We start from the raw sequence: 14,529 nt of genomic DNA on the forward strand, positions 1-14,529 counted from the left end.
GATCCGTCGCTGCAGTCAGCTCGAAAGGGGCCTCGGTGGACAAGGTGTCAGGGCCGAGCGAGGCCCGGCGGCTGCGCCGCAAGGTGCGCCGGCCTCGGCGGTCCGCTGCGGTGCGCAGATGCGCGCGCAGAGCCGCCGGGCCCCTCCTCGGGCCGCTCTCCGGACCGCTCTCCGGGCTGACGGTGGTGGTACCGGCGGGTGGCGGGCGGTCGAGGCGGGGTTACGGTGGGTTCGTGGCGCTCTCGCTGGCGATCTCGCCCTGCCCCAACGACACGTTCGTCTTTCATGCGCTGGTGCACGGGCAGGTGCCCGGCGCACCGCCGGTCGAGGTGACGTACGCCGACGTCGACGTCACCAACACGGCCGCCGAGCGGGGGGCGTTCGACCTGGTGAAGGTGAGCTACGCCGCGTTGCCATGGCTGCTGGCGGACTATCACCTGCTGCCCTGCGGGGGTGCGCTGGGGCGCGGGTGCGGGCCGCTGGTGCTCACCCGGGCCGACCGGGACGGTGGGCCCGACCGTACCGACCTGAGTGATGCGACGGTGGCGGTGCCGGGCGATCGGACCACGGCGTACCTGCTGTTCCGGCTCTGGGCCGCCGGCCGGACGCCGCGCCGCATCGAGGTGGTGCCGTTCCACGAGATCATGCCCGGGGTGGCCGCCGGGCGGTACGACGCCGGGCTGGTGATCCACGAAGCCCGCTTCACCTATCCGCGGCACGGGCTGACCGCCCTGGTCGACCTCGGCGAGTGGTGGGAGGCCGACACCGGGCTGCCCATCCCGCTCGGCGCCATCCTGGCCCGGCGTGGTGTGGTCGACCCACAGCAGGCCGCCGGGTGGATCCGGGAGTCCGTCCAGCGGGCCTGGGCCGACCCGGCGGCCAGTCGGGCGTACGTGGTGGCGCACGCGCAGGAGATGGAGCCCGACGTGGTGGACCGGCACATCGGCCTCTACGTCAACGAGTTCACCGCCGACCTGGGGGACGCGGGGTTCGCTGCCGTGGAGGCGCTGCTCGGCCGGGCCGCCGACGCCGGGCTCGTGCCTCAGACCTCCAGCTCGCGGGCGACCGCGTGGACCAACTGAGCGATCTTCTGCGCGGTCTTGCGGTCCGGAAAGCGGCCCCGGCGCAGGTCCGGCTGGACCTTCGCCTCCAGCACCTTGATCATGTCTTCGACCAGCCCGTGCAGCTCCTCGGCGGGCCGGCGCCGCAGCTCCGCCACCGAGGGCGGGGCGTCGAGCAGCTTCACTCCCATCGCCTGCGCGCCGCGCCGGCTGTCCACCACGCTGAAGTCGACCCGCTGGCCGCCCTTGAGGTCGGTGACACCCGCCGGTAGCGCGCCCTTCGGCAGGAACACGTCGCCACCCTCGTCACTGGTGACGAACCCGTATCCCTTGGCCGCGTCGTACCACTTCACTCGACCCGTAGGCACCTGAGAACCCCTGCTTCGCTTGAGACGTCTACTGCCTCAAGGCTAGCCGGATCATGCCGTCGAGTGCCGCTGGGAATCCGGTGAGATCCACGAGCACGGTCGCGGCCCCGGCGGCCCGCAGTTCGTCGGCCGAACAGGGGCCCGTCGCCACCGCGATCCCGGGCACGTCGGCCGCCTGTGCCGCCACCATGTCGGCCACGTGGTCACCGACGTAGTGGGTCGCGCCGTGCTCCCGCAACGCCGTCGCCTTTCCCTCGGCGAACAGGTCGCCGGCCACCTCGTCGACCGTCAGACCCAGGTGTTCCAGGTGCAGCCGGGCCAGCCGCCCCAGCTTCGAGGTGACCACCAGCACCCGGCCGCCCCGCTGCCGTACCGCGTCGAGGGCGGCCACGGCGCCGGGCAGCGGCACGGTCGGCGTGATCGCGTACGCGGGGTAGAGCTCGCGGAAGGCGTGCACCGCCTCGTCGACCCGCTCCGGCGGGAACCAGTGGGCGATCTCGGTCCGCAGCGGCGGGCCGAGCCGCGACACGGCGACCTCGGCGTCGACGGGTACGCCGGTCCGCTCGGTCAACGCCCGGTAGGTCGCGGCGATGCCGGGGCGCGAGTCCACCAGGGTCATGTCGAGGTCGAAACCGACCGTCAGTTGGCGCATGCTGCGAAGCTACCCGGCCACCCAGACCAGCCGGGACGTCCGATGGGCGCGAGCGGCCCCGGCCGGGCTAGCGTGGAACGACGATGAGCACCTCACTCGCCGACCACCTGCGGGCGCTGCCCGACGAGTCGCTCGCCGCGCTGCTCCAGGCGCGGCCCGACCTCGTCGTGCCGGTGCCCACCGACGTCGCCGCCCTCGCCATCCGGGCCCAGTCCCGGGTCTCGGTGTCACGCGCGCTGGACGGGCTGGACCAGTTCACCCTGCTGATCATGGATGCCGCCCGGTTGACCCGTGACCCGGCCGACGGCACCACCTCGGTCGACGGGGTTCTCGCGATGGCCACCGCCGGCCCGCACCCGCCCGCACCGGCCGCCGTCCGCGCCGCCGTCGACCGGCTACGCGCCCTTCTCCTGCTGTACGGCCCCGACCACCAACTGCGCCTGGTCGGCGGCGTCGACGAGATCTCCCCGTACCCGGCGGGACTCGGCCGGCCCGCCACCGAGCTGGACCCGCGCACGGCCGCGCTCTGCGCGGACCCGGCGAAGCTGCGACGCACGCTGCTCTCCGCGCCGCCGTCGGCGCGGGCCATCCTGGACCGTCTGGCGGCTGGGCCACCGGTCGGCAGCGTGCCGGCCGGCGCGTTGCGGGCCCCGGCCGTCGGCACCGACGACGACCTGCCGCCGGACGACACCAACGGCGGGACGGCGACCGGTTCGCCGGTCCGCTGGCTGGTCGACCATCGGCTGCTGGTGCGGGTCGCCGGTGGCAAGGGCGGCACCGCGGGCATGGTCGAGCTGCCCCGGGAGGTCGGGCTGCTGCTGCGCCGCGACACCGGGCCGCTCGGTCCGCTGCGCACCAGCCCACCGGCGGTCGTCAGCACCCCGCGCGAGCCGAAGGCCGCCGACTCCGCCGGGGCCGGGCAGACCATGGAGGTGGTACGCCACACCGAGGCGCTGCTGGAACAGTTGGCCGCCGAACCCGCGCCGGTGCTCCGCTCGGGTGGCCTGGGCGTACGCGACCTGCGCCGGTTGGCGCGTGCCACCGGCCTGGACGAGCAGGCCGCAGCGCTGCTGCTGGAGGTCGCGTACGCGACCGGGCTGACCGGCGAGGTGGAGCTGCCCGGTTCCGCCGGCCGGTACGGCGCCGACCAGCAGGTGATGCCCACCGCCGGGTACGAGATGTGGCGGGCCGGTTCGCTGGCACAGCGCTGGGAGCAGGTGGCCCGGGCCTGGCTGACCATGACCCGCCAGGTCGGGCTGGTCGGGCAGCGGGACGACCGGGACCGCCCGATCACGGTGCTCTCCGCCGAGGCGGAACGCGCCGGGGCACCTGCCGCCCGGCGGGCGGTGCTCGGCGTACTCGCCGACCTGGAACCGGCCAGCGCGCCCACCATCGACGAGGTGTTGGCGCTGCTCGACTGGCGGGCACCGCGCCGCAGCCGGGGCCGGGAGGCGGCGCATCGGGAGGTGCTGGCCGAGGCGGCCACGCTGGGCGTGACGGGGCTGGGGGCGCTCACCTCGTACGGGCGGCTGCTGCTGGCCGAGGCGACCGCGAGCGAGGACCGCGACGCGGACGACCCGCTCGGGCTCCGGGCCGACGCCGAGGACGGCGCGGGTACCGCCGTGCGGGCGCTGGACGCGCTGCTGCCCGCTCCGGTGGACCACTTCCTGGTGCAGGCCGACCTGACCGTTGTGGTGCCGGGCCCGCCCGAGCCGGCGCTCGCCGCCGAGTTGGAGGTGATCGCCGAGCCGGAGTCCGCAGGTGGGGCGAGCGTGCACCGGATCACCACCGCCAGCGTGCGCCGAGCGCTCGACGCCGGCTACTCCGCCGACGACCTGCACGACCTGTTCCGCCGCCGGTCCCGTACCCCGGTGCCGCAGGGTTTGACGTACCTGGTGGACGACGTGGCCCGCAAGCACGGCGGGCTGCGGGTCGGTTCCGCCGGGGCGTACCTGCGCAGCGACGACGAGGCGCTGCTGGCCGAGGTGCTGGCGGACCGGCGGGTGGAGGCGCTGGCGCTGCGGCGGCTCGCGCCCACCGTGCTGGTGACGCCCTACCAGGCCGGGCGGATGCTGGCCCTGCTGCGGGAGGCGGGCTACGCCCCGGTGGCCGAGGACGCCACCGGCTCGGCGGTGCTGACCCGGCCGAAGGCTCGGCGGGCACCCGCCCGGGTCTCGGTCGCCACCCGGGCCCTCGACCCGTTGGCCACTCCGCGGCTGCCCCTGCCGCGCCTGCTGGGCGTGGTGGAGCAGATCCGCCGAGGTGACGCGGCGGCGCGGGCGGCCCGGCGGGCACCGGCGGCGGTGCGAGGCCGTACGCCGGCCGGCCCGACCCCGGTGACCGGGCACAGCGAGGCTCTGGCGGTGCTGCAACAGGCGGTACGCGACAAGGCGCTGGTCTGGGTCGGCTACGTCGACGCGCACGGGGCGACCGCGTCCCGGCTGGTACGGCCCGTCTCGCTGGGCGCCGGCTACCTGCGCGCCGAGGACGAGCGCACCGAGATGCTGCACACGTTCGCGCTGCACCGGATCACTGCTGCCGTGCTGGAGAGGTGAGGTGACGCAGTGGCTGAGGGCGTGACCGGTCAGCGCAGGCTGCGCCGGACCGATCCGACGATCGCCACGACCAGCAGCAGCGCGAAGCCGGTGCCGAGCGCCTCACCGACCGAGTCCACGAAGCCCTGCTGAAGGACGAGCCAGCCGAAGAGGAACCAGCCGAACAGCGCCACCCCGACGGTCGCGTACGCGATCACCGTGGCGGTGGAGACGGGTTCTGTGGACTGCGCCTGCTCGCGGTCGAGAATCATTTCCTGGTCAACGGTCATGCGCCCTCCCCTGTACGGTTCGGCCCTGCCGTCCAGGGTGACATTCCGGACGGCTGCCGACCAGCACCATCGCGTGACGATCCGGCCCAGTCCGTACCCCGGAGCAGGCGACGGTGAACCGGCGTTGCTGCTGGTCGGCGACTTTCTGGTGACCCGGTCGCGCATGCAACACTGGATGGTCGCCCGTCGGCAGGTCAGCCACCTGCCGGAGCGGCCTGATCAGCCGTACCGAGGAGGGGGTTCCGCGTGAGCGGTGGACCACTGATCGTGCAGTCGGACAAGACGCTGCTGCTGGAGATCGATCACTCCGATGCGCAGGCCTGCCGGATGGTCATCGCGCCCTTCGCGGAGCTGGAGCGCTCCCCCGAGCACGTGCACACCTACCGGTTGACCCCGCTCGGGCTCTGGAACGCCCGGGCCGCCGGCCACGACGCCGAGGGCGTGGTGGACGCGTTGATCAAGTACTCCCGCTATCCGGTGCCGCACGCCCTGCTGGTGGACGTGGCCGAGACCATGGACCGGTACGGCCGACTCCAGCTCGCCAACGACCCGGCGCACGGCCTGGTCCTGCGGGCCCTCGACCGGATGGTGCTGGTCGAGGTGGCCAAGAGCAAGAAGCTCGCCGGAATGCTCGGCAACAAGATCGACGACGACACCGTGGCGGTGCACCCGTCCGAGCGGGGCCGACTCAAGCAGGCCCTGCTCAAGCTCGGCTGGCCGGCGGAGGACCTGGCCGGGTACGTCGACGGCGAGGCCCACCCGATCGAGCTGGCGCAGGGCGGCGAGGACGGCGGCAAGCCGTGGACGCTGCGGTCGTACCAGCGGGAGGCCGTCGAGGCGTTCTGGGCGGGCGGCTCGGGCGTGGTGGTGCTGCCCTGCGGCGCCGGCAAGACGCTGGTCGGTGCGGCGGCGATGGCCGAGGCGAAGGCGACCACACTGATCCTGGTCACCAACACGGTCGCCGGCCGGCAGTGGAAGCGGGAGCTGATCGCCCGTACCTCGCTGACCGAGGAGGAGATCGGCGAGTACTCCGGCGAGCGCAAGGAGATCCGGCCGGTCACCATCGCCACGTACCAGGTGCTCACCTCACGGCGCGGCGGCGCCTTCACCCACCTGGACCTGTTCGGCGCCCGCGACTGGGGTCTGGTCGTCTACGACGAGGTGCACCTGCTGCCCGCGCCGATCTTCCGGTTCACCGCCGACCTCCAGGCCCGCCGCCGACTCGGGCTGACCGCCACCCTGGTCCGCGAGGACGGCCGGGAGGGCGACGTGTTCAGCCTGATCGGCCCGAAGCGGTACGACGCGCCGTGGAAGGACATCGAGTCGCAGGGCTGGATCGCCCCGGCACACTGCACCGAGGTCAGGGTCACCCTGACCGACGCCGAGCGGATGTCGTACGCGACGGCGGAGGCCGAGGAGCGCTACCGGATGGCAGCCACCGCCCGCACCAAGCTGCCGGTGGTACGCGCACTGGTCGAGCGGCACCCGGAGGAACAGACACTGGTGATCGGCGCGTACATCGACCAGTTGCACCAGCTCGGTGAATACCTGGACGCCCCGATCGTGCAGGGCTCGACCACCAACAAGGAACGCGAGCGGCTGTTCGACGCGTTCCGTTCTGGCGAGATCCGCACCCTGGTGATCTCCAAGGTCGGCAACTTCTCGATCGACCTGCCCGAGGCGGCGGTGGCGATCCAGGTGTCCGGCACGTTCGGCTCCCGCCAGGAGGAGGCGCAACGGTTGGGCCGGGTGCTGCGTCCGAAGGCCGACGGCCGGCAGGCGCACTTCTACACCGTCGTCTCGCGGGACACCATCGACACCGAGTACGCCGCCCACCGCCAGCGCTTCCTCGCCGAGCAGGGGTACGCGTACACCATCGTCGACGCCGACGACGTCCTCGGCCCACCCCTACCGACCGTCGACTGAGGTGCAAGGAAGGGACCCCTACTACCGTCTCCGGTATAGCAGGGGTCCCTTCCTAACATCTCGGAGCCGAAGATCAGAGGACTCGGGTGATCTGCTCGGCGGCGACGATCGCGTCCCGGCTCTCCGGGTCGGGGTTGGCGCAGAGCACCACGGAGGCACCGGCGGAGAGCGGGGCCAGCAGCCACTTCAACGGCTGGTCGTGCTCGGTGACGTCGACCAGCAGCCGGTCACCGACCCGCAGGTCGAGTTGCTCGGCGACGACCTTCGCGATCGAGCCCCACTCGGCGTAGCTGGTGCCGTCCGGGCTGGCCGCGTCACCGGCATGCAGCACGGGACGGTCGGTCGGGGCCTCGCTGTGTCGCAAAACCTCCACGGACCAGTCGAGCCAACCGGTCGGCACGTCGGTCAGCGGCTCCGGCCCGGTGCCGACGAGGTAGCGGTGCAGGCCCTCCGGCACGTCCTCCAGCCAGTCGTCGAGCCGTTCCGGGGTGACCAGCACGGCGTCGTACGGCCGATCACCGCCCGGCTCCAGCACCGGCAGCCCGGCGGTGGCCCACGGCCGGAACGACACCGCCATCCCCACCGACCCGGCACCGAGCAGCACCGCAGCGGTACGCCAGTGCGGCGGCAGCAGCACCGCGACCCGGCTTCCCGGGGCCAGCATGCACCCGTCACGCAGCAGGCCGGCCGCCCGCGCCGACCAGCGACCCAGCTCGGCGGCGGACAGCTCGTGCCGTTCGCCGGTGCGGTGATCGAGATAGGTGATCAGCGGCCGGTCCCGCTCGGCGAGGCCGGTGGCGGACAGTACGGGCAGGGCGGTCTCCATCCGTCGATAGTCCCTTGCCCACACTCGGTGACGAAATGAGGGCCCCGGCGAGGACTGTCCCTTCCCGTGGTCGGTGCGCGGCTGGCTGCCCGGCGACACGGCGGACCGGGGACGTGTCGACGACCTGGCGTACTTCGCCGTCTCGGTGGGCGAGTTCGTGCTGGCGCTACAGTCCAGGTCCCGGCTGACCACGACCGCCTGGGCCAGGGCGGTTAGGAAGGGTCCCCTGCTATACCGGAGGCGTTAACAAGGTGCCCTTCCTTACTCCGGCAGCGCACGCCCAGGTTCGCGCAGCGGAGCGAGCAGGTCGCCGTGCTCCTCGACCCGGTCCAGCACCTCGCCGGCCGTGTAGGGCCGCGTCGACGGTCGCTTGCCGGCCGCGCCGGCCTCCACCTCGTCCCAGGTCAGCGGCGCGGACACCGAGGGCACGGGCTGGGCCCGCAGCGAGTACGGGGCCACCGTGGTCTTCGCCGCGTTGTTCTGGCTCCAGTCGATGAAGACCTTGCCGGGCCGGAGGTTCTTCGCCATCTTCGACACGATCAGCTTCGGGTGCTCACGCTCCAGTTCCTGGGCGATCCGCCGGGCGTACCCGGTCACGTCGTCGGCGGACTGGGTGCCGGCGATCGGGCAGCAGAGCTGCATGCCCTTCTTGCCGGAGGTCTTCGGGTAGCTGTCCACCCCGTCGGCGGCCAGCCGGTCGCGCAGCAGCAGCGCCACCTGGCAGCACTGCCGCAGGGTCGCCGGCGGCCCGGGGTCCAGGTCGACCACCATCAGGTCCGGGTGCCCGCCGACCTTCCACTGCGGGGTGTGCAGTTCCAGGGCGGCGAGGTTGGCCAGCCAGACCAGGGTGGGCAGGTCGTCGGCGACCACGTAGTCGATGCTCTCCCGGCCCTTCGTCGAGCCGGGCGCGGGCAACGTCTCGACGTGTACCCAGGACGGCGTGGCGGCCGGGGCGTTCTTCTCGAAGAAGGAGTTGCCCTCCACCCCGTTCGGGTAGCGGATCCGGGTCAGCGCCCGGTCGCACAGGTGCGGCAGCAGCACCGGCGAGATCCGGGTGTAGTAGTCGATCACCTCGCCCTTGGTGAAGCCGGCCTTCGGATAGAGGATCTTGTCCAGGTTCGACAGCTCCAGGGTGCGTCCGGCGACGTCGACCCGGAGGCGGTCAGTTGGCATCGTCCACCTCCTCGGCCGACTTGTCCGGCCGCAGTCGCAGGACTCGGGGGAACCGCAGTCGCCCGTCCGGCGTGCGCTGGCCGTACTTGACCTCCACCACCACCTGGGGGGTCACCCAGATCGCGCCCCGGGCATCCTCCCGTGGCACGTCGCCGCCGAACGGAGAGGCGATGGTCCGCAGCGGCTCCAGTTCGCGCAGCAGCTCGCGTTCCAGGGCCGTTCCGATGCCGCCACCGACCCGCCCTCGGTAGACCAGCCGTCCACCGGCGCCGGGCACCCCGACCAGCAGGCCACCGATCCGGCGGGCACCGGGGCGCCAGCCGCCGATCACGAAGTCGCCGGTCACCTCCAGCTTGACCTTGACCCAGTCCGGCGAGCGCACGCCGGGCCGGTAGGTCGAGTCCGCCCGCTTGGCCACCACCCCTTCCAGGCCGTGCTCACCGGCGACGTCGTAGGTGGCCGGGCCATCGGTGAAGACCGGTGGCACCGTCCACCGCGCCGCCCCCAGCCCCAGCGCGTCCAGGGCTTCCCGACGCCGGGTGTACGGCCAGCCGGTGAGGTCCGTGCCGCGCAGCCGCAACAGGTCGAAGATCATGTACGTGACCGGCACGGTCGCCGCCAGCCGGGCCGCCTTGACCGGGTCCCGTACGTGCATCCGCTCGGCCAGAGCGGTGAACGAGGGTCGACCGGCCCGGTCGAAGAGGACCACCTCACCGTCGAGCAGCGCGTCGTCGACCTGTTCACCGAGCGGAATCAGCTCGGGGTAGGCGGTGGTGATCTCCACACCGGAGCGCGCGTAGAGGTGCTGCCGTCCGGCGGCGATGTCGGCCAGTGCGCGTACGCCGTCCCACTTGAACTCGTACGCCCACCCGGCGCCGGCGGGGAGTTGCCGGGTCACCGCGAGCATCGGCTTCAGTGGCGCGCCGGGCACGAACCGACTGTAGTAGCAGGCAGAACGCCTCACGCCCGGTTCCGTCTGATGCGAGCATGGTCGATACCGGGGAAGGAGGGCGCAGGATGCGGGCCATCTGGAAGGGGGCCGTGTCGTTCGGCCTTGTCTCGATCGCGGTGAAGCTGTACTCCGCGACCGAGGAGAAGGACATCCGGTTCCATCAGGTGCACCGGTCCGACGGAGGACGGATCCGGTACAAGCGCACCTGTCAGGTCTGCGGCGAGGAGGTCAGCTACGACGACATCGCCAAGGGCTACGACATCGGCGGCGGGGAGATGGTGATCCTGACCGACGAGGACTTCGCCGAACTACCGTTGAGCACTTCCCACGCGATCGACGTGCTGGAGTTCGTACCGGCCGAACAGGTCGACCCGATCCTCTACAACAAGGCGTACTTCCTGGAGCCGGAGGGCACGGCGACCAAGCCGTACCTGCTGTTGCGGGACGCGCTGACCGACTCCGAGCGGGTGGCGATCGTCAAGGTGGCGCTGCGCCAGCGCGAGCAGTTGGCCACCCTGCGGGTACGTGAGAGCGTGCTGCTGTTGAACACCATGCTCTGGCCCGACGAGATCCGTAAGCCGGCCTTCGGCTTCCTGGACGAGGACCTCAAGGTCCGGCCGCCGGAGCTGGCGATGGCCACCTCGCTCGTCGACTCGATGGCCGGTGACTTCCATCCGGACGAGTTCACCGACGACTACCGGGCGGCCCTCCAGGAGGTCATCGACGCGAAGGTGGAGGGCCGTGAGGTCGTCCAGCCGGAGGAGGTCGAGGAGGCACCGCCCGCCGCCATCGACCTGATGGCCGCTCTGAAGGCCTCGGTGGAGCGGGCCAGGGCGGCCCGTGGCGAGGGCGGCGGCGGTGGTGCCGGTGAACCCACCCCGATCACGTCCGCCCGCTCGGCGCAGAAGAAAACAACCGCGAAGAAGGCACCGGCGAAGACCGCCGGGAAGAAGGCCACCGGTACGAAGGCCACCGACGCGAAGGGCGGCGGCACGAAGAAGGCACCGGCGAAGAAGGCCGAGCAGGCCAAGAAGACCGCCGAGAAGAAGGCGACCAAGGCCGCGAAGTCCCCGGCCAGGAAGACGGCTCCCCGTAAGACCGCCTGACCGCCGATCGTCCCGGCCCGTCGCGCCCGTTCCCCGTTGTCCCGGCAGCCGCACAATTCCCACGGGTCACGATCGACGGTCGGAACTACGTCGGCTACCAGGTACCGTGTGTCGGCGACGGCGTCTGTAGCCGGACGCACCCACACCTCTCAGCAGGGGAGTCGAGGACGTGAGCGAGCAGGGGACCAAGGCACGACGGCGACTGGCCGAACAGTTGGCGGCCCAGAAGGCGGCCGAGGCCAAGCGGCGGCGGCAGGCCTGGGCCGGTGGGTTCGCCGGGATCGCCGTGGTCGCGGTGCTGATCACCGTCTTCGTGATCGTCGGCCAGCGCGGCGGCGACGACGCTCCCGAGCAGGTTGCCGGCTCGCCCTCGGCCCCGGCGGACGCCCCCGCCGAGCCGGGTGCGCCGGGTGCGCCGCCGGCCCCGCAACTGCCCGAGGGCGCGGACCCGGCGCTCGGCACCAAGCCGAACGTGACCGGCGGTGAGGGCGAACTGACCAAGCTCACCGTGACCCCGCTGATCGAGGGGACCGGGCCGGCCGTCACCACCGGGCAATCCATCACCACGAACTACGTGGGCGTACTCTTCGCCAACGGCGAGCAGTTCGACTCCTCCTGGGACCGGGGGCAGCCGGCCACCTTCCCGATCGGGGTCGGACAGGTCATCGAGGGCTGGGACAAGGGCCTGGTCGGGGTCAAGGTGGGCAGCCGGGTGCAGCTCGACATCCCGGCCGAGCAGGCGTACGGCACGGACGGCGCGGGTGGGCGGCCGGCCGGCCCGCTGCGCTTCGTGGTGGACATCCTCGCCGCCCAGTAGGAGATGACGGTGGCGACGGCGGACGAGCCCGGGCGGACGGCCCGGTTGATGTGGACGCACTACGAGCCGGTGCACACCGTCACCTAACTTCCACCCGCGCGCCCGCGCCGCCTACGAGGCGGCCGGGCTGCGCGGGTACTGGCGGGGCTATTTCGCCGGCCGGGCCGCCCCGCTCGGGCCGACCGGTCCCGCCCCGGTGGTCGCGGCCTTCTCCACCTTCGCCCCGCACATGGTGGCGCGTGCCCTGCCGGCGGTGTGGCAGTTGGCCGGCCCCGAGGAGGCGCTGCGGTCCCGGCTGACCGGCGCGGTGCAGGCCCTCGCCGAGCTGGTCTACGAGCTGCCCGAGCAGCACCTGGCCGAGGCCGCCGAGTTGTTGTCGGCCGCCGCCGACGAGGTCGGTGCCGCCGTCCGGGTGCTCGGGGCCGCCAACGCCGCGCTGCCGCGCGGTGAGTACCCGCTGGCCCGGCTCTGGCAGGCCGCCACCACGCTGCGCGAGCATCGCGGTGACGGGCACGTGGCGGCTCTGGTCGCCGCCGACCTCGATCCGGTGGAGACGCTGGCCTGGCGGGTCGCGGTCGACATGCCGCCCGCCGATCTGCTCGGCCGGGGCTGGTCGGAGCAGGAGTGGGCGCAGGCACGGGAGCGGCTGGCCGACCGGGGTTGGCTGACCCCGGACGGACGGCCGACGGACCGTGGCCGGGCCGGTTTCCGAGCCGTCGAGGAGGCCACCGATCACGCCGCCGCCCGCCCTTGGCAGGCGCTGGGCACGGCGCGGACGGAACGACTGCGCGAACTGCTCGACCCGATCGCCCTGGCCGCCCACCGGGTGATCCCGCCGGACACCCCGATCGGCCTACCCGCTCGGTAGAGCACGGCCCGCTGCGGTCCGCCGGTTGGACGTTAGGAAGGGTCCCTTCCTATACACGAGGCGTTAGCAGGGGACCCTTCCTTTCACTCAGCTGCGGGTGCGGCAGGATGGTGCCCGTGGTGGATGCGGTGGTCTTCGACCTGGACGGCGTGATCGTGGACTCCGAGCCGGTCTGGGAGGAGGTCCGTCGGGCGTACGTGGCGACGTACGGCGGCACCTGGCAGCCGGACACCCAGCGCCGGCTGATGGGCATGAGCACCGGCGAGTGGGCCCACTATCTCAGCGGCGAGCTGGGCGTACGGCGGACCGCCGAGCAGGTCGCCACCGAAGTGGTCGACGAGATGAGCCGGCGGTACGCGCAACGCGTACCGCTGATCGACGGAGCGGACGAGGTGGTGCGCCGGTTGGCCGCGCGGTGGCCGCTGGGGCTGGCCAGTTCGTCGCCGACCCGGCTGATCGCGGCGGCGCTGACGGCCACCGGCCTGACCGACGCGTTCGGCAGCACGTTGTCCACGGAGGAGACGGCACGCGGCAAGCCGGCGCCGGATGTGTACCTGACGGTGGCGGAACGCCTCGGTGTCGACCCGGCCCGTTGCGTCGCGGTGGAGGACTCCTCCAACGGCATCCGGTCGGCTGCCGCCGCCGGGATGGTCGTGGTGGCGGTGCCGCACGGGTCGTACCCGCTGGATCCGGACGCGCAGCGGCTGGCGGCGAGGGTGCTCGGCTCGATCGGTGAGCTGACCCCGCAGATCGTCGACCGGCTCGGCTGAACCGCCACCTCGCGGTCACCGACCGGCTTACGGTCGGTGGCATGAGGGCTGTGATGTATCAGGGAGCACACGATGTCGCGGTCACCGAGGTCCCGGACCCGACGATCGAGGCGCCGACGGACGTGATCGTGCAGATCACGACGACCGCGATCTGCGGTTCCGACCTGCACATGTACGAGGGCCGGACGGACGCCGAGCCGGGCATCGTCCTCGGGCACGAGAACATGGGCACGATCGTGGAGGCCGGGCCGGGCGTGGTGAGCCTGCGTACGGGTGACCGGGTTTGCATGCCGTTCAACGTCGCCTGCGGCTTCTGCCGCAACTGCCGTGAGGGCAAGACCGGCTTCTGCCTGACCGTCAATCCAGGCTTCGCCGGTGGCGCGTACGGCTACGTGTCGATGGGGCCGTACCGGGGCGGGCAGGCGGAGTACCTCCGGGTGCCGTTCGCCGACTTCAACTGTCTGAAACTGCCGCCGGGCACGGAGCACGAGAACGACTTCGCGATGCTGGCGGACATCTTCCCCACCGGCTACCACGGGGTGGCCATGAGCGAGATGCGGCCGGGCGAGACGATCACCGTGATGGGCGGTGGGCCGGTCGGCCTGATGGCCGCGTACTCGGCGATGCTGCGGGGCGCGGCGGAGGTGTTCCTGGTCGACCGGGTGCCGGACCGGTTGCGGCTGGCCGAGTCGATCGGCGCCACTCCGATCGATTTCTCCGCCGGGGACCCGGTCGAACAGATCCGGGACCGCACCGGCGGCGTCGGCACCGACCGGGGTGTGGACGCGGTCGGCTACCAGGCGTCCGGCAAGGGTGGCGAGGAGCATCCGGCATCGGTCCTGAACAGCCTGGTCGAGGTGGTCCGGGCGACCGGCGTGATCGGTGTGGTCGGGCTCTATCTGGCGCACGACCCGGGCGCTCCGGATGAGCACTCCGGCCGCGGTGAGCTGCTGTTCAAGATGGGCAAGTTCTTCGAGAAGGGCTTGCGGATGGGTACCGGCCAGGCCAACGTCAAGGCGTACAACGAGTACCTGCGCAACCTGATCATCGCGGGCCGGGCGAAGCCGAGCTTCGTGGTGAGCAAGGAACTGCCTCTGGACGCGGCGCCGGAGGCGTACCAGCGCTTCGATCGGCGCGAGGAGGGCTATTCGAAGGTGGTGCTCAAGCCGGCCGCCTGACCGGCACA

General features: G+C 72.3%; 13 protein-coding genes and 1 pseudogene. 8 read left to right on the forward strand and 6 right to left on the reverse strand.

Translation table 11 applies throughout. The features are described from left to right. The first annotated feature begins 233 nt into the window (after positions 1-233). Positions 234-1,082 carry a 1,4-dihydroxy-6-naphthoate synthase gene (locus ID554_RS10595; RefSeq protein ID WP_117230318.1) on the forward strand — a complete coding sequence of 283 codons (849 nt, stop codon included), beginning with the start codon at positions 234-236 and terminating at the stop codon, positions 1,080-1,082. Here the strand turns inward: ID554_RS10595 and ID554_RS10600 are convergent. Then, the gene (locus ID554_RS10600; RefSeq protein ID WP_091455543.1) at positions 1,043-1,429 is read right to left on the reverse strand and encodes a cold-shock protein; all 387 of its coding nucleotides are present in this window, start codon (positions 1,427-1,429) and stop codon (positions 1,043-1,045) included. The genes ID554_RS10595 and ID554_RS10600 overlap by 40 nt on opposite strands. Before the next feature lie 28 nt (positions 1,430-1,457). Beyond that, positions 1,458-2,081: an HAD family hydrolase gene (locus tag ID554_RS10605; protein WP_117230319.1), complete on the reverse strand. Its 624-nt coding sequence runs from the start codon at positions 2,079-2,081 to the stop codon at positions 1,458-1,460. Between the two features lie 83 nt (positions 2,082-2,164). Between ID554_RS10605 and ID554_RS10610 the strand changes: the two genes are divergently transcribed. Then, positions 2,165-4,636, forward strand: a complete 2,472-nt coding sequence (locus tag ID554_RS10610; protein ID WP_117230320.1) for a helicase-associated domain-containing protein — start codon at positions 2,165-2,167, stop codon at positions 4,634-4,636. A gap of 29 nt (positions 4,637-4,665) precedes the next feature. Here ID554_RS10610 and ID554_RS10615 read toward each other — a convergent pair whose 3' ends face one another. Then, positions 4,666-4,905 carry a hypothetical protein gene (locus ID554_RS10615; protein ID WP_117230321.1) on the reverse strand — a complete coding sequence of 80 codons (240 nt, stop codon included), beginning with the start codon at positions 4,903-4,905 and terminating at the stop codon, positions 4,666-4,668. Positions 4,906-5,151: 246 nt separating this feature from the next. Here ID554_RS10615 and ID554_RS10620 point away from each other — a divergent pair, with 246 nt between their 5' ends. Further along, positions 5,152-6,831: a DNA repair helicase XPB gene (locus ID554_RS10620; RefSeq protein WP_117230322.1), complete on the forward strand. Its 1,680-nt coding sequence runs from the start codon at positions 5,152-5,154 to the stop codon at positions 6,829-6,831. A 73-nt stretch (positions 6,832-6,904) separates the two neighbouring features. On the opposite strand, the gene ID554_RS10625 is transcribed toward ID554_RS10620, so the two are convergent. From ID554_RS10625 to ligD (ID554_RS10635), 3 genes are all read right to left on the reverse strand, one after another. Beyond that, complete coding sequence (locus ID554_RS10625; RefSeq protein WP_117230323.1) at positions 6,905-7,657, reverse strand: TIGR03089 family protein; 753 nt, start codon at positions 7,655-7,657, stop codon at positions 6,905-6,907. 261 nt (positions 7,658-7,918) lie between these two features. Next, on the reverse strand, positions 7,919-8,830 hold the full coding sequence (gene ligD, locus ID554_RS10630) for a non-homologous end-joining DNA ligase (protein WP_117230324.1): 912 nt from the start codon (positions 8,828-8,830) through the stop codon (positions 7,919-7,921). Further along, entirely contained in the window at positions 8,820-9,761 is a 942-nt protein-coding gene (gene ligD, locus ID554_RS10635) for a non-homologous end-joining DNA ligase (protein ID WP_117230325.1), read from the reverse strand. The genes ligD (ID554_RS10630) and ligD (ID554_RS10635) overlap by 11 nt, the downstream gene beginning before the upstream one ends. 86 nt (positions 9,762-9,847) lie before the next feature. On the opposite strand from ligD (ID554_RS10635), the gene ku reads away from it, so the two are divergent. The 5 genes and pseudogenes from ku (at position 9,848) to ID554_RS10660 (ending at position 14,521) form a co-directional block, all read left to right on the forward strand. Continuing rightward, positions 9,848-10,888 (forward strand): non-homologous end joining protein Ku, encoded by a 1,041-nt coding sequence (gene ku / locus ID554_RS10640; protein ID WP_117230326.1) that lies wholly within the window; start codon positions 9,848-9,850, stop codon positions 10,886-10,888. 169 nt (positions 10,889-11,057) lie between these two features. Beyond that, entirely contained in the window at positions 11,058-11,705 is a 648-nt protein-coding gene (locus ID554_RS10645; protein WP_117230327.1) for an FKBP-type peptidyl-prolyl cis-trans isomerase, read from the forward strand. A 3-nt stretch (positions 11,706-11,708) separates the two neighbouring features. Next, positions 11,709-12,573 (forward strand): annotated as a pseudogene (locus tag ID554_RS10650) (SCO6745 family protein). A gap of 116 nt (positions 12,574-12,689) precedes the next feature. Further along, a complete protein-coding gene (locus tag ID554_RS10655; protein ID WP_117230340.1) occupies positions 12,690-13,343 on the forward strand; it encodes an HAD family hydrolase in 654 nt (217 codons plus the stop codon). 41 nt (positions 13,344-13,384) lie between these two features. Then, positions 13,385-14,521 carry a glutathione-independent formaldehyde dehydrogenase gene (locus ID554_RS10660; protein ID WP_117230328.1) on the forward strand — a complete coding sequence of 379 codons (1,137 nt, stop codon included), beginning with the start codon at positions 13,385-13,387 and terminating at the stop codon, positions 14,519-14,521. Positions 14,522-14,529 lie beyond the last annotated feature (8 nt).

This window comes from Micromonospora craniellae, assembly GCF_014764405.1.
Classification (GTDB): domain Bacteria; phylum Actinomycetota; class Actinomycetes; order Mycobacteriales; family Micromonosporaceae; genus Micromonospora; species Micromonospora craniellae.

What these genes read in the sequence shown, in the direction of transcription:
- ID554_RS10605 (WP_117230319.1), bottom strand. Translation starts at nt 2,081, where the DNA reads ATGCGCCAACTGACGGTCGGTTTCGACCTCGACATGACCCTGGTGGAC.
- ID554_RS10610 (WP_117230320.1), top strand. Translation starts at nt 2,165, where the DNA reads ATGAGCACCTCACTCGCCGACCACCTGCGGGCGCTGCCCGACGAGTCG.
- ID554_RS10615 (WP_117230321.1), bottom strand. Translation starts at nt 4,905, where the DNA reads ATGACCGTTGACCAGGAAATGATTCTCGACCGCGAGCAGGCGCAGTCC.
- ID554_RS10625 (WP_117230323.1), bottom strand. Translation starts at nt 7,657, where the DNA reads ATGGAGACCGCCCTGCCCGTACTGTCCGCCACCGGCCTCGCCGAGCGG.
- ligD (WP_117230324.1), bottom strand. Translation starts at nt 8,830, where the DNA reads ATGCCAACTGACCGCCTCCGGGTCGACGTCGCCGGACGCACCCTGGAG.
- ku (WP_117230326.1), top strand. Translation starts at nt 9,848, where the DNA reads ATGCGGGCCATCTGGAAGGGGGCCGTGTCGTTCGGCCTTGTCTCGATC.
- ID554_RS10660 (WP_117230328.1), top strand. Translation starts at nt 13,385, where the DNA reads ATGAGGGCTGTGATGTATCAGGGAGCACACGATGTCGCGGTCACCGAG.